Below are 13,464 nucleotides of genomic sequence, written 5' to 3'. Positions count from 1 at the left end.
ACGAAAAGAGACTACATGCGAAGTAGACTCACTGAAAAGAATTTACCATTCTTGTCACGACCCCCGTCACGACATACTTGAGAATCCCACATCCCCGGAGGACCGATTGAGCATCCAGTCGACGATCGAAGCGGCCGCATCGACGCTGCCGCCCTCGCTCGCCCGCATCGCGACCGTGGTCCGCGAGAACCCCTCGATCGTGATCGACAAGACCATCAACGAGCTCGCCGAGGAGTGCCAGACCTCGGTCGCCTCCGTCGTGCGGTTCTGCCGCGCCATCGGCTTCAGCGGCTACGCCCCGCTGCGCATGGCCCTCGCGACCGAGCTCGGCAAAGAGGCCGCGCAGTTCTCGGCCCGCGGCGCCTTCGGCTCGGAGATCTCCGACGAGGACACGCTGCAGGAGGCGGTGTCGAAGCTCGCGGCGCTCGAGCTCCTGGCCATCGAGGAGACCGTCGCCCAGCTCGACTTCGACGTGCTCGAGGCCGCCATCGACGCGATCGACGGCGCCGACCGCATCCTGCTGTACGGCATCGGCGCGAGCCAGTTCGTGGCGGAGGACCTCGCGCACAAGCTGCTGCGCGTCGGCCGCAACGCGCACGTGCTCGCCGACCCGCACGAGGCCGTCGCGGCAACCGTGCTGCACGCGGCCCCCACCGTCGCGATCGGCTTCTCGCACGCGGGGTCGACGATCGAGACCGTGCGGTTCCTGGAGACGGCGCGCGCGAACGGCGCCGCGACCGTCGCCGTCACCTCGGCCAAGGACTCCCCGCTCGCGCACGCCGCCGATCACGCGCTGTTCACCGAGGTGCGGGAGTCGGCCTTCCGCGCCGGAGCCATGGTCAGCCGCATCGCGCAGCTCACCCTGGTCGACTGCCTGTTCATCGGCGTGGCCAAGCGGCGCTACGCCGAGACCGTCGACGCCCTGCGCCGCACCCGCCAGGCCACGCACGCCCTGCGCGACTGATCGCGCCGTCGCACCTCAGCCGCGTCCGATCGAGCCCGCCGTGCGCAGGAACACGATGATCCAGCTGAAGATCAGCACCGCCGCGATCAGCTCCACGGCCGTGAGGTTGTAATACCCCACCGCGAAGAACGCGCCGAGCAGCACGATCACCAGCACGTACGCCCAGCCGAGCCCGACGAACACCCGCGGGATGGCGGGCAGGAACCACGGCAGCCCGACCACGACCACGGCGAACACCACGGCCATGCCCGTCGCGACCGTGTTGTGCAGCAGGAAGAACTCGTCCACCGGGAAGAGCCCGACGCACGCGAGGAAGATGCCCATCAGGATCAGGCCGCCGCGCACCACGAGGCGTCCGCGCCGCTCGGCCTGATCGTCGGCGGGCAGCCCGGCCGTGGCATACCGCGCGATCGTCGTGACCATCACCCCCGCGATCACCAGCGTCGCGTTGAACGCGACCGAGGCGCTGTTGCTGCTCATCCCGAGCGCCGACAGGTTGTCGCGCCACCAGTGCACGTCGCTCGACGCCAGCATGCTCGCGAACGCCCCGACCACGAGGAACACCGCCAGCACGAGCGACAGCACCATCGGCGTGAGGGCCACCGCGCTGAGGAACGACACGTACGCGGTCAGCGCGAAGGCCACCGCCATCAGGATCGCGCCGGGGAACGGGAACACCGGGGCATCCACGAAGCTGCGCTCCAGCAGTTCCGCGATGCCCAGCCAGCCCAGGTAGGCGATCGCGGCGTGGGCGAAGGCGATCGCGAGCAGGTCGTACCAGCGCAGCCGGTCGCCCGGCACGCTGAAGCCGTCGCGCACGGCGGTGGGGTCGGGCTGCTCTGGCCGCACCGCCAGGCGCCCCAGAGCGAACGCGAGCGCCGCGGTGGCCGCGCCTCCGTACGCCGCGAACACGCCGATCGACCCGGTGCCGCTGATCGACAGCTGATGGCCCCAGAACACCGGCAGCGCCACGACGAATCCGAGCACCAGGAACGCCGCGCCCACGATGAGGGCCGTCGCCTCGTACACCGCTTCCGGTGTGCCCGGTCCGCGCACCTGGCGCAGCACCCGCAGGACTCGATCCGCGAGCATCCTCATCGCCCCGTCACTCACGGTCCACATCCTAGAAGGCATCCCCTTCGCGCGGTCCCGGTGATACCATCGCGGAACGGATCGTATACAACGTCGTCGTTCCACCAGCCCGAGGTGATCAGTCATGAACGGTGCACTCGCCGCCCCCGCCGAATCGGTGTCGACTCTGGTCGCGCGCAACATCAGCGACTTCCGCGCCGCCGTCTCGGAGTCCTTCGTCCCCCTCCAGGTCACCACCGCGGGTGCCGACCAGTTCCGCGGCGTGATCCGCGGCGCCTCGGTCGACGAGGTGCACGTGAACGACATCCGTGCCACCTCCCACGTGGTCGAGCGCACGTCGGAGCTGATCGCCCGCGGTGACCGCTCGTACTTCAAGGTGAGCCTCATGCTCGCCGGCACCGGGCTGCTCATCCAGGACGACCGGGAGGCCGTGCTGCAGGCCGGCGACCTGGCCGTGTACGACACCGACCGCCCGTACTCGCTCGTGTTCGACCAGGACTTCCGCACCATGGTGGTGATGTTCCCGAAGCACCTCATCAGCCTCCCCGCCGACATGATCGGGCAGCTCACGGCCGTGCGCATCTCGGGGCAGGAGGGGCTGGGCGGCATGGTCGTGCCGTACCTCACGCAGCTCGCGGGCAACCTCGACCAGCTCGCCGGCACGACCGGCGCCCGCCTCGCGCACAGCGCGCTCGACCTGGTCACGACCGTCTTCACGCGCGAGCTCGGGCTCGATCAGGCCTCGGCCGATCCGCACCGGGCCCTCATGCAGCGCATCCGCTCGCACATCGACCGGAACCTCGCCTCGACCGATCTGGGCCCGGCGACCATCGCCGCCGCGCACTTCATCTCGACGCGGCACCTGCACGGGCTGTTCCAGGAGCAGGGGGTCACGGTCTCCACCTGGATCCGCACGCGCCGCCTGGAGCAGTGCCGCCGCGATCTGCTCGACCCGATGCTCGCCGATCGCCCTGTCGCCGCGATCGCCGCCCGCTGGGGCTTCGTCGACGCCGCGCACTTCAGCCGCGCGTTCAAGACCGCCTACGGCATCTCCCCCAGCGAGTACCGCACCGCCCACTGACCCCGTCCGCTGGCCCGCGGTGCGGGATCACATACGCGCCTCCCACCCCCACCCCCGGCCCGTTTCCCACCCCGGGCCCCGCGGACGCCCCGCACCCGCCGCATCCGGGATCACAAACGCGCCTCCCGCCCCCACCCCCGGCCCGTTCCCCACCCCGGGCCCCGCGGACGCCCCGCACCCGCCGCATCCGGGATCACAAACGCGCCTCCCGCCCCCACCCCCGGCCCCTTTTCCACCCCGCACACCCGGCCCACCGCGCACCTCCCACCCCGCACCTCGCACCGCGCACCCCGGGACGCACCGCACCGGACTTGCCCGGGAGGGCACGCCGGTTGACTCTCGGCGCGCGATGGGGAGCGCGCGCTTGAGCGGCTGCCGGGCCCGGATCGAGCATGAGGCAAGCGCACCGCGATGACGCGGTGCCCGGGGCGAGGAGGCCCCGCCGCGTGCGACGTCAGGACCCCCATGACCGACATCACCGCCGACCCCGCGCTGGACGAGTGGCGCACCTACGACGAGTTCGCCGCCGGCATCGACACGTACCGGCTGCCGAACACCGGACTCGCCGGCACCGCGTTCACGCTCACCCTCGACGACGGCGGCAGCCTCGCGCTCCGCTTCGACGAGGAGTCGGCGCACTGGGACGGCCTCGGCGCCTCGGGCCGCGACCCGTACGACGCGGTCCGCGTGCGCGACGACGTCGTGTTCGTCAACCTGCCGCTCACCAGCCGCGAGCGCGAAGCCCTCACGATCGTGTTCTGCACCTCGACCCGTCGCGCGACCGTCGTCCGCTCCCGCATCGCCGCGGAGGCCGTGGAGGGCACGCCCCAGGTCGGGCAGGACTTCTGGGCCGCGACGATCGACGGCGGCGAGGCGACGGGTGAGGTGCCGGGCCCCAGCCGCGACCTGATCGGCAAGCGCAACGTCTACCGCTACAGCCCGCACCACCTGTACGAGCACGTGTACGTGTCGAGCCAGCGCTACGCCTGGCAGTGCCTGGAGGGTGTGCAGCGCGGCCACGGCGACATGGACCTGTCGACCGTGTGGAAGTTCGCCGACGGCCTGTACCTGTTCTGCTTCCGCGAGTTCCGCATCGCGGTCGCGAGCGTGTGGCTGCACGACCTCGGCTATCAGCTGATGACCACGGGCATCTTCCTGGGCCTCAACGGCGACGGCGAGTCGGAGCACTCCCGCGCCGGCGGCCACATCTACCCGCTGGGCGCCGTCGCCTACCCCGACGTGCAGCCCGTCTGACCCGAGGAGACCCCGATGAGCGATGCAGACCTGGTGCGCGAGCACTACGCCGCCAACGACCGCGGCGACCTCGACGGCATGCTGGCCCCGTTCGCCGCCGACATCGAGTGGACGGAGGCCGCCGGCTTCCCCTACGCCGGCACCTACATCGGCCCGGAGGCGGTGGCCGAGAACGTGTTCGGCCGCATCCAGGAGGAGTGGGACGACTACACCGTCGCGATCGACGAGGTGGTCGACGGCGGCGACGTCGTGGTGGGGATCGGCACCTACTCCGGCACCTACAAGCGCACCGGGCGCTTCTTCGCCGCCCGCGTCGCCCACGTCTGGCGGGTGGCGGGCGGCGAGATCGTCGCCTTCGAGCAGTTCACCGACACCGAGCTCGTGAACCGCGCGCTGCGCGACTGACCACCCACGAACGCGACACAGCACCACCGAACACGAGAGGCAGGAAGCACATGAACAGACGAGCAACCGGCACCGCGGCAGTCCTCGCCGTGGCCGCCCTCGCTCTCGCCGGCTGCGCCGGCGGGGACGGCGCAGGCGGGGGCGACGGCGCCCCCATCGTCGTCGGATCCGTGAACACCATCAGCGGCCCGGCGACGTTCCCCGAGGCCTCGCAGGCGGCCGCGGCCGTCTTCGACGCGTTCAACGACGACGGCGGGCTCGACGGCCGGAAGATCGACTACAAGATGCTCGACGACAAGGGCGACCCGGCCACGGCAACCGCCTCGGCGCGCGAGATCGTCGGCAGCGACGGAGCCGTCGCGCTGGTCGGCTCCGCGAGCCTGATCGAGTGCGAGATCAACGCCAAGTACTACGAGCAGGAGGGCATCCTGTCTCTGCCGGGCATCGGCGTCGACACCGGCTGCTTCGACAGCGACAACATCTCGCCCGCCAACGTCGGGCCGTTCAACGACATGACCCTCACGCTGCAGTACGGCTCCGAGGTGCTCGGTCTGGACGACATCTGCATCCTGCTGGAGATCGCCGGATCCACCCGCCCCACGTATCAGGCGGCCATCGACAAGTGGACCGAGATCACCGGCAAGGAGCCGAAGTACATCGACGACACCGTGCCGTACGGCGCGTCCGACTACACGCCCTACATCGTCAAGGCGCGCGACCAGGGCTGCAAGGCCCTCGCGATCAACCCGGTCGAGCCCGACGCGATCGGGCAGGTCAAGGCCGCGAACGCGCAGGGCTGGGACGACGTGACCTGGCTGTACCTCACCAGCGTGTACAGCGAGAACTTCGCCGACGCGATCGACGACGCCGGTGCGGGCATCTACGTCCCCGCGGAGTTCTACCCGTTCACCGACGACAACGAGATCAACGCCGACTGGCGGAAGCTGATGGAGGCCAACGACATCCCGCTCACCTCGTTCAGCCAGGGCGGCTACCTCGCGGCGACGTACTTCATCGAGGTGCTCAAGAGCATCGACGGCGACATCACCCGCGAGAGCGTCTCGGAGGCTCTGAAGAGCATGGAGCCGATCGAGAACCCGATGGTGGGCACGCCCTACGCCTTCGGCACGCAGAACACCGCGGGCTGGCCGATCATCCTGAAGTCCGGCACCAACGCCTGGGAGAAGGTCGCGGACGACTGGCTGCGCATCGGCGAGTAGTCCCCGCGTCGACGGGCTCGGCGACCCGCCCGGTCGCCGAGCCCGTCGGACACCCCTCCCCCTCACCAGAAAGGACGCCTGATGCTGCAAGGCGCCATCGCCGGTCTCGCCGCCGGCGGCCTCTACGCCGTGCTCGGCGTGTGTCTCACCCTCATGTCGCGGCTCGTGCGCGTCGTGAACTTCGCGCAGGCCGCGACCGGCATGTTCGGGGCGTTCACGGCCGTCTGGTTCGTGCGCGAGCTCGGGCTGCCCATCTGGCTCGGCTCCGTGCTGGGCGTGCTGGTGGCGGGGCTGCTGTCCGCCGCGATCGGCTTCATCGCGGCCACCTGGCTCTCCGAGGCCTCCACCACCACGCGCTCCGCCATGACCGTGGGCCCGCTGCTGCTGCTCATCTCGCTGTCGTTCATCCTGTTCGGCAACAAGCCGCAGCCGTTCACGCCCATCATCGCCGGTCCCGCCTTCTCCCTCGGGGGTGTCGTGATCAGCCAGGTCACGGTCGCGACCGTGCTCATGGCGATCGTCACGGCCGTGGTCGTGCGGGTCGTCCTGCGCCGCACCAGGGTGGGCACGCAGCTGCGCGCGCTGTCGGAGCGGCCCACCACCGCCGAGCTGCTCGGCATCCGCTCGCGTCCGCTGTCGATCGCGGTGTGGTTCGTGACCGGGGTGATCAGCGCGATCGCGATCATCATCGTCGCGCCCTCGCAGTCCAACGACGCCACCAGCCTGTCGATGCTGATCGTCCCCGCGGCCGCCGCCGCGCTGCTCGGCGGTTTCCGCCGTCTCGATCTCGCCGTCGTCGGCGGCCTGGTGCTGGGCGTGCTCGGCGGGCTCGTCGCCCAGATCGACGAGGTCGCGCTCGTGCGCAACTTCCTCCCGTTCCTGTTCATCGTCGTCCTGCTGCTCTGGACGCAGCGCAAGGAGGTGTGGGATGCCGCTCGCTGACCGCCCCTGGTTCCGTACCACCTGGCCGTTCGCCGTGGCCGCCCTCGGCATCGGCGCCGGCGCGATCCTCAGCGCCGCCCTGCCGGGGTACTTCGTCTTCCTCGCGATCAGCGCGGTGACCGCCGCGATCGCGATCCTCGGACTCGGCATCGTGACCGGCTCGGCCGGCATGATCGCCCTGTGCCAGCTCACGTTCGCCGCGGTCGGCGCGTGGATCGTGTCGCTGCTGAACGTGATGCAGGCGCCGGGCGGATTCCTCGTCTGGCTCGTGTGCGGCGGGGTCGCGGCTGGCCTCGTCGGGATCCTCGTCGGGCTGCCGGCGCTGCGCCTGCGGGGGGTGAACCTCGCGGTGGTCACGCTGGGCTTCGCGGCCGCCGCCGACGTGACGCTCGTGCAGATCCAGTTCCCCGGATCGGCCGACGGCATCGCGGTCGAGCGCCCCGGGCTGTTCTCCAACGACCGGCAGTTCTTCTTCCTCTCCATCATCGTGCTCGCGGTGTGCGCGCTCGGGGTGTTCTTCCTCCAGCGCGGCCGCTGGGGGGCGAGCTGGAAGGCCGTGGCGTTCTCCGAGCGCGGCACCGCCGCGGCCGGTCAGAGCGTGCGCTCGGCCAAGCTCACCGCGTTCGCGGTCTCGGCGGCCCTCGGCGGCATCTCCGGCGGGCTGCTCGCCGGGCAGGTGCAGCTGCCGTTCGCGTCGAGCTTCACGCCGCTGCAGTCGCTCGCGCTGTACGTGCTGGCGATCATGTCGGGGGCGCACCTGATCGACATGGCCATCTTCGGCGGGCTCCTGTGGGTGCTGGTGCCCGAGCTGCTCAAGCGCTGGGGCGTGCCGCAGGACTGGGGCTTCGTGGTGTTCGGCGTGCTGGGCGTGCAGGCCCTCACCAGCGGCACGAACCTGGGCCAGGGCATCCGCAACCTGATCTACCGCCGCGCCGACCGCCGCACGGCGAACGCCGACCTCACCGCGCTGCCCGACGACGCCGCCGCCGACGCGGCCGCCATCACCACCACGACCACCGCGACCGTCGACGAGGCGGCTCTCGACGGCGCGCCCGTGCTCACGGTCGACGGTCTCACGGTGCAGTTCGGGGCACTCAAGGCCCTCGACGACGTGTCGTTCACGGTGCCCGCCGCGTCGATCATGGGTCTCATCGGGCCGAACGGCGCGGGCAAGTCCACGTTCGTCGACGCCATCAGCGGGTTCCTGCCGCAGCACGACGGCCGGGTGCTGCTCGGCGACCGCGACCTCGCCGGGCTCTCCCCCACGCGGCGCGCCCGGCTCGGACTGCGCCGCACGTTCCAGCAGGACCGCGTGCCGCCCGCGCTCACGGTGGGCGCGTACGTGCGCTTCGTCGCGCGACGCCGGCTGGCCGCGGCCGACATCGACGAGGTGCTGGCGTTCTTCGGCTGCCCGCCCGCGCGCTCCCGCCTGTCGAGCGTGGACGTGGGGACGCGGCGGCTGGTGGAGGTCGCGGCGAACGTGGCCGCCCGTCCGCGGCTGCTCATCCTCGACGAGCCCGCCGCCGGGCTGTCGCACGAGGAGCATCTCGCGCTCGCCGCGCGGCTGCGGGAGCTGCCCGCCCGCTACGGCGTGGCGCTCATCATCATCGAACACGACCTCGACCTCGTGCGCTCCGTGTGCCCGACCCTCACGGTGCTCGACTTCGGGCGCGTGCTGGCGAGCGGTCCGCAGGCCGAGGTCCTCGCGAACCCCGACGTCGTGAAGGCGTACATGGGAGAGACGGAGCTGCTGACATGAGCGAACTCGTGCTCGACGGCGTCACGGTGAGCCGCGGCGCCGGACCGGTGATCTCCGACGTGTCGCTGCGGGTGTCCGGCGGCGAGGTGCTCGCCCTGGTCGGCCCCAACGGCGCGGGCAAGACCAGCCTGATCGAGTCGGTGTCGGGTGTGACGCCGCACTCGGCCGGGACGATCACGCTCGACGGCGACCCCATCGACCGGCTGTCGCGCGTGACCAGGGCCCGCCGTGGCATCGTGCACATCGAGCAGGGGCGGGCCGTGTTCCCGTCGCTGACCGTGCGCGAGAACCTCTCGCTCACCGCGCGCACCCCTGCCGAGGTGGACGCCGTGCTCGCCCAGTTCCCCGAGCTCGAGAAGCGCATCGACGCCCCCACCGCGCTGCTCTCCGGCGGCGAGCAGCAGATGGTCGTGCTGGCGAGGGCATTCGCCGCGAAACCGCGGATCCTGCTGATCGACGAGATGTCGCTCGGCCTCGCCCCCGTCGTGTTCCTGCGGCTCATGCCGATCGTGCAGTCCATCGCGCAGTCCGGGGTGGGCGTGCTGCTCGTGGAGCAGTTCACGCAGCTGGCCCTCGGGCTCGCGCAGGAGGCGGTGGTCGTGGCCGGCGGACGGGTGTCGTTCCAGGGCAGCCCGCAGGCGCTGCAGGACGACCCCGCCCTGCTGCACCGCGCCTACCTCGGCGGCTGAGAGGGGCTCGCGGGGGTTAGCCTGAGCGGATGACCGAGATCCTCCGCGCCCGCGCCGCCCTGCTCGACATGGACGGCACCCTCGTCGACTCGACCGCCGTGGTTGAGCGCCTGTGGCTGGCGTGGGCGGAGCCGCACGGGCTCGACCCCGAGACGGTGCTGCGGGTGGTGCACGGACGCCAGGGTCATCAGAGCATGGCGATCCTGCTGCCCGAGCGCGACCACGCGATCAACCTGCACGAGAACGAGATCATGCTCGCCACCGAGGCCGGCGACGTGGACGGCGTGGTCGGCATCGCCGGGGCCGACCGGCTGCTGGCGGCGCTGGAGACGGTGCCGCACGCGATCGTGACCTCGGCGAACGTGGCGCTCATGACCGCCCGGATGCAGGCCGCGGGGCTGACGGTGCCCGAGCTGGCGGTGACCGCGGAGAACGTGTCGGCGTCGAAGCCCGACCCCGAGGGGTTCCTGCTGGCGGCCCGCATGCTCGGCGTCGCTCCGGCCGAGTGCGTCGTGTTCGAGGACTCCGGCGCGGGCATCCAGGCCGGGCTCGCCGCGGGCATGCGCGTGGTCGGGGTGGGCCGGCACGCGGGGGCGCACGCGCCGACCGTGCACGTCGACGACCTCACCGCCGTGACCCTGACGCACCTCGACGACGGCTTCGAGCTGCGCATCGGCTGACGACGCGGCGACGGCACCCGCCGCCGCGCCCCGGGTCACATGCCGGCGTGGTCGAACGCGATCGTGGGGACGTCGACCACGTGCGAGCCGCCGTCCGCGACGATCACGGCACCGGTGATGTACGACGACTCCCCCGAGCCGAGGAACCGCACGACCGAGGCGATCTCCGCGGGGCGGGCCGGACGCCGCAGCGGCACGTCGGCCGTGACCGTCGCATAGGCCTCCTCGCGGGAGCCGAGACCCGCGTGCGACGCGAACTCGTCCATCTCCTCGTCGGCCATCGGCGTCTGCACCCACCCGGGGCAGATGGCGTTGACGCGCACCCCGTGCCGCCCGTAGTCGCGGGCGAGCGTGCGGGTGAGCCCGATCAGCGCGTGCTTGCCGACCGTGTACCCGGCCACGGACGGCCCCGCGAACAGCCCGGCGAGCGACGACACGACCACCACCTGGCCCTTCGCCTCGATGAGCGCCGGCAGGGCCTCGCGGGCCATCGTGAACGCGGTCGTGAGGTTCGCGCGGATCGCGGCCTCCCAGCTCGCGTCGTCGGTCTCGGCGACGGGCGAGAAACCGTGGCCGCCGGCGTTCGCGACCAGCACGTCGATGCGGCCGAACCGCGCGAGCACCTCGGCGACCGCGGCCTTCGCGGAGGCGGTGTCGGCCGCATCCGCCACGATCGGCAGGGCGCCGACCGCCCGCTCGACCTCCTGCAGCGGTTCGGGACGACGGCCGACCACGACCACGTGCGCGCCCTCGGCCGCGAAGCGCTCCGCGACGGCGGCACCGATGCCCGTGCCGCCTCCGGTGATGACGACGACGCGTCCGGAGACGCTCGATCCGACCACGGTTGCCATGTGTGCTCCTGTTGTGTGTTCTGGCGCGCGGGGCGCCGCGGGGCCGGACGCGGGTGCGTCAGGCGGGGAAACCCGAACGGGCGGTGAAGCCGAAGTCGCTCAGCAGGGTGGTGCCGTTGATCGCCCTGCTGCGCGGCGACACCAGGTAGGTCACGTGCGCCGCCACCTCCTCGGCGGTCTGCACGGGGAAGGCGGGGTCGTCGAAGGCGTCGGCGCCCAGGTCGCCGCGGCTCATCGGGGTGTCGACCACGGAGGGGGCGACCGCGTTGACCCGCACCCCGGTGCCGGCCAGGTCGACCGACAGCGCCCGGCCGAACTGCACCAACGCGGCCTTCGAGGCGCAGTACGGCGCCATGCCGGGCGAGGCGACGACGGCCGAGTCGCTCGCAAGCAGCACGACCGAGGCCGAGCGGGCGGCCCTCAGCGTCGGCAGGGCGTGCTTGAGCACGAGGAACGCGCCGGTCACGTTGACGGCGAGCACGCGGTTCCAGTCGGCGAGCGCGGTGTCCTCGACCGCGGTGCCGACAGGGCCGGAGACCCCGGCGCAGCACACGACCGCGTCGAGCCCGCCGAGCGCCGCGACTCCGGCCGCGACCGCCGCGGACACCTGCTCCTCGTCGGTCACGTCGGCGGCCAGCAGCACGGGGTCGGCGCTCCCGCGCTCGACGCAGCCGCGGGCGGTGTCGCGCAGGGCGGACGCGTCGCGGTCGAGCAGGGCCGTGCGCACCCCCTCCGCGGCGAGCGCGAGCGCCACGGCCCGGCCGATGCCGCTGCCCGCGCCCGTGATGAGGGCCGTCGTCCCGTCCAGCCGCAGCTCCATGTGGTCCTCCCTGCCGCCCGGTGCCCGGCGGTGCGCGGGGAACGGCGGCGGTGTCGTCCCGGTCATCCTGCTCCCCGCGCCACGGCGTCAGCACGGGCGTGTGCGGGGTGTGCACGGTGGCACCATCGTCCTTCGCTCACGGTCAAGTGCGGCGCCGGGCCGACGAGCAGACTCGCTCTATCGACGATTCCCCTCGTCGTCGATGCCGTGTCCGCACGGCCGTCACCGAGCAAAGGAGCCGACGTGGCAGAGCAGCTGTCCGCGTCCACGACGCCGCACCACACCTCCCTCCGACCGGGCGCCCTCGGCGTCGCCGGCATCGTCTTCCTCGTCCTGGCCGCGGTCGCCCCGCTGACCGGGATCGTGGTCGTCGCGTCGCTGGCGATCGCCCTCGGCAACGGCGGAGGGACCCCGATGTCCTTCTTCCTCGTCGCGGCGATCCTGCTGCTGTTCGCGGTGGGCTACGCGCAGATGTCGAAGCAGCTGGTCAACGCCGGCGGGTTCTACGCGTTCGTCGTGAAGGGCCTCGGCCGCACCGGCGGTCTGGTCGCCGGACTCATCGCCACGCTGGGCTACAACTTCTTCGTGGTCGGCACGATCGGCACGAGCGGCTTCTTCATGCAGACGATCATCCGCGACCTCACCGGCCTCGACGTGAACTGGCTCGTGTGGGGTCTGCTGTCGATCGTGGTGTGCTTCGTGCTGGCGCGCATCGGCGTGGACTTCAGCTCGAAGATCCTCGGGGTGTGCCTCGTGCTCGAGGTGCTGATGCTCGTGATCTTCGACGTCTCGGTGCTCGTGCAGACCGGCTACGACGTGTCGGCGTTCAGCCCGGAGGCCGTGTTCTCCGGATCGCTGCCCATCGGCCTGCTGCTGGCGGCGACCGGCTTCCTCGGTTTCGAGGCGACCGCGCTGTTCAGCGAGGAGGCCAAGCAGCCGCTGCGCACGATCCCCCGCGCCACCTACACCTCGATCATCGCGATCGGCGTGATCCTCGGCGTCACCACGTGGGCCGTGGTGAGCGCGACCGGTGTGGCGCAGGCGCAGGCCACGGCACTGGAGCACCTGCCCACCGGCGACCTGATCTTCTCGCTGTCGCAGCAGTACCTGGGCGGCCCGCTGACCACCGTCATGATGGTGCTGCTGCTGGTGAGCCTGTTCGCCGCGATGCTCGCGTTCCACAACTCCGCCACCCGCTACCTGTACTCGCTGGGCCGGGCGAAGATCCTGCCGCAGGCGCTCGCCCGCACCCGCGCGAACGGCGCCCCGCAGCTCGCGGGCATCGTGCAGGCCGGGTTCGCCGGCATCGTCGCGATCCTGTTCGCGATCGCCGGCGCCGACCCCATCCTCACGCTCGTGCCCGCGATGCTGGGCTTCGGCACCCTGAGCGTGCTGATCCTGCAGGGGCTCGCCGCGATCTCGATCGTCGTGTACTTCCGCCGCCAGGGCGACCCGCGCTGGTGGAGCACGTTCATCGCGCCGGGCATCGGCTTCCTCGGCATCGCCGCGATCTCGATCCTCGCGATCGTGAACTTCAACATCGTCGCCGGCTCCGAGGAGCTCGCGATCCGGCTGATGCCGCTGCTGCTCGTGCTCGCGCTGATCGGCGGCATCGTCTACGCCGCCTACCTCAAGCGCTCCCGGCCCGCCGTGTACGACGGGCTCGCCACCGACCTGGAGAGGGTCAGCGCCCGCTGATCCGCTCCG

13 protein-coding genes are annotated in these 13,464 nt (G+C 71.7%); 10 read left to right on the top strand and 3 right to left on the bottom strand.

Going from position 1 to position 13,464, the window contains the following annotated elements:
• The first annotated feature begins 106 nt into the window (after positions 1-106).
• A complete protein-coding gene (locus KZC56_RS10400; RefSeq protein ID WP_136034182.1) occupies positions 107-964 on the top strand; it encodes a MurR/RpiR family transcriptional regulator in 858 nt (285 codons plus the stop codon).
• Between the two features lie 15 nt (positions 965-979).
• On the opposite strand, the gene KZC56_RS10395 is transcribed toward KZC56_RS10400, so the two are convergent.
• On the bottom strand, positions 980-2,077 hold the full coding sequence (locus tag KZC56_RS10395) for a DUF998 domain-containing protein (protein WP_206251579.1): 1,098 nt from the start codon (positions 2,075-2,077) through the stop codon (positions 980-982).
• A gap of 103 nt (positions 2,078-2,180) precedes the next feature.
• On the opposite strand from KZC56_RS10395, the gene KZC56_RS10390 reads away from it, so the two are divergent.
• The 8 genes from KZC56_RS10390 (at position 2,181) to KZC56_RS10355 (ending at position 10,086) form a co-directional block, all read left to right on the top strand.
• Complete coding sequence (locus KZC56_RS10390; RefSeq protein WP_136034184.1) at positions 2,181-3,137, top strand: AraC-like ligand-binding domain-containing protein; 957 nt, start codon at positions 2,181-2,183, stop codon at positions 3,135-3,137.
• Positions 3,138-3,602: 465 nt separating this feature from the next.
• The gene (locus KZC56_RS10385; RefSeq protein WP_136044488.1) at positions 3,603-4,391 is read left to right on the top strand and encodes a MoaF C-terminal domain-containing protein; all 789 of its coding nucleotides are present in this window, start codon (positions 3,603-3,605) and stop codon (positions 4,389-4,391) included.
• 15 nt (positions 4,392-4,406) lie between these two features.
• Positions 4,407-4,796: a nuclear transport factor 2 family protein gene (locus KZC56_RS10380; RefSeq protein ID WP_136034188.1), complete on the top strand. Its 390-nt coding sequence runs from the start codon at positions 4,407-4,409 to the stop codon at positions 4,794-4,796.
• A 50-nt stretch (positions 4,797-4,846) separates the two neighbouring features.
• On the top strand, positions 4,847-6,016 hold the full coding sequence (locus KZC56_RS10375) for an ABC transporter substrate-binding protein (protein ID WP_136034190.1): 1,170 nt from the start codon (positions 4,847-4,849) through the stop codon (positions 6,014-6,016).
• An 81-nt stretch (positions 6,017-6,097) separates the two neighbouring features.
• Positions 6,098-6,958 carry an ABC transporter permease subunit gene (locus KZC56_RS10370; protein ID WP_136034191.1) on the top strand — a complete coding sequence of 287 codons (861 nt, stop codon included), beginning with the start codon at positions 6,098-6,100 and terminating at the stop codon, positions 6,956-6,958.
• Complete coding sequence (locus KZC56_RS10365; RefSeq protein WP_136034193.1) at positions 6,945-8,717, top strand: branched-chain amino acid ABC transporter ATP-binding protein/permease; 1,773 nt, start codon at positions 6,945-6,947, stop codon at positions 8,715-8,717. Before KZC56_RS10370 ends, KZC56_RS10365 begins: the two co-directional genes overlap by 14 nt.
• Positions 8,714-9,406, top strand: coding sequence for an ABC transporter ATP-binding protein (locus KZC56_RS10360; protein WP_136037087.1), 693 nt, complete (start codon positions 8,714-8,716; stop codon positions 9,404-9,406). The genes KZC56_RS10365 and KZC56_RS10360 overlap by 4 nt, the downstream gene beginning before the upstream one ends.
• Before the next feature lie 29 nt (positions 9,407-9,435).
• The gene (locus KZC56_RS10355) at positions 9,436-10,086 is read left to right on the top strand and encodes an HAD-IA family hydrolase (RefSeq protein ID WP_136034197.1); all 651 of its coding nucleotides are present in this window, start codon (positions 9,436-9,438) and stop codon (positions 10,084-10,086) included.
• A gap of 35 nt (positions 10,087-10,121) precedes the next feature.
• Here the strand turns inward: KZC56_RS10355 and KZC56_RS10350 are convergent, their stop codons facing one another.
• A complete protein-coding gene (locus KZC56_RS10350) occupies positions 10,122-10,937 on the bottom strand; it encodes an SDR family NAD(P)-dependent oxidoreductase (RefSeq protein WP_136034199.1) in 816 nt (271 codons plus the stop codon).
• 58 nt (positions 10,938-10,995) lie between these two features.
• Positions 10,996-11,823 (bottom strand): SDR family NAD(P)-dependent oxidoreductase, encoded by an 828-nt coding sequence (locus KZC56_RS10345; protein ID WP_247638504.1) that lies wholly within the window; start codon positions 11,821-11,823, stop codon positions 10,996-10,998.
• 177 nt (positions 11,824-12,000) lie between these two features.
• Here KZC56_RS10345 and KZC56_RS10340 point away from each other — a divergent pair, with 177 nt between their 5' ends.
• Complete coding sequence (locus tag KZC56_RS10340) at positions 12,001-13,455, top strand: APC family permease (RefSeq protein ID WP_136029148.1); 1,455 nt, start codon at positions 12,001-12,003, stop codon at positions 13,453-13,455.
• The last annotated feature ends 9 nt before the right edge of the window (positions 13,456-13,464 follow it).

This window comes from Microbacterium sufflavum (assembly GCF_023091155.1).
GTDB lineage: Bacteria > Actinomycetota > Actinomycetes > Actinomycetales > Microbacteriaceae > Microbacterium > Microbacterium sufflavum.
Note: the sequence above shows the minus strand (reverse complement) of the source record. Positions and strands in the feature narration are given on the sequence as shown.

Bases quoted from the DNA above. Each gene is read 5' to 3' on its own strand.
- KZC56_RS10390 (WP_136034184.1), top strand. From the start codon at position 2,181: ATGAACGGTGCACTCGCCGCCCCCGCCGAATCGGTGTCGACTCTGGTC.
- KZC56_RS10385 (WP_136044488.1), top strand. From the start codon at position 3,603: ATGACCGACATCACCGCCGACCCCGCGCTGGACGAGTGGCGCACCTAC.
- KZC56_RS10380 (WP_136034188.1), top strand. From the start codon at position 4,407: ATGAGCGATGCAGACCTGGTGCGCGAGCACTACGCCGCCAACGACCGC.
- KZC56_RS10375 (WP_136034190.1), top strand. From the start codon at position 4,847: ATGAACAGACGAGCAACCGGCACCGCGGCAGTCCTCGCCGTGGCCGCC.
- KZC56_RS10370 (WP_136034191.1), top strand. From the start codon at position 6,098: ATGCTGCAAGGCGCCATCGCCGGTCTCGCCGCCGGCGGCCTCTACGCC.
- KZC56_RS10365 (WP_136034193.1), top strand. From the start codon at position 6,945: ATGCCGCTCGCTGACCGCCCCTGGTTCCGTACCACCTGGCCGTTCGCC.
- KZC56_RS10360 (WP_136037087.1), top strand. From the start codon at position 8,714: ATGAGCGAACTCGTGCTCGACGGCGTCACGGTGAGCCGCGGCGCCGGA.
- KZC56_RS10355 (WP_136034197.1), top strand. From the start codon at position 9,436: ATGACCGAGATCCTCCGCGCCCGCGCCGCCCTGCTCGACATGGACGGC.
- KZC56_RS10350 (WP_136034199.1), bottom strand. From the start codon at position 10,937: ATGGCAACCGTGGTCGGATCGAGCGTCTCCGGACGCGTCGTCGTCATC.
- KZC56_RS10345 (WP_247638504.1), bottom strand. From the start codon at position 11,823: ATGACCGGGACGACACCGCCGCCGTTCCCCGCGCACCGCCGGGCACCG.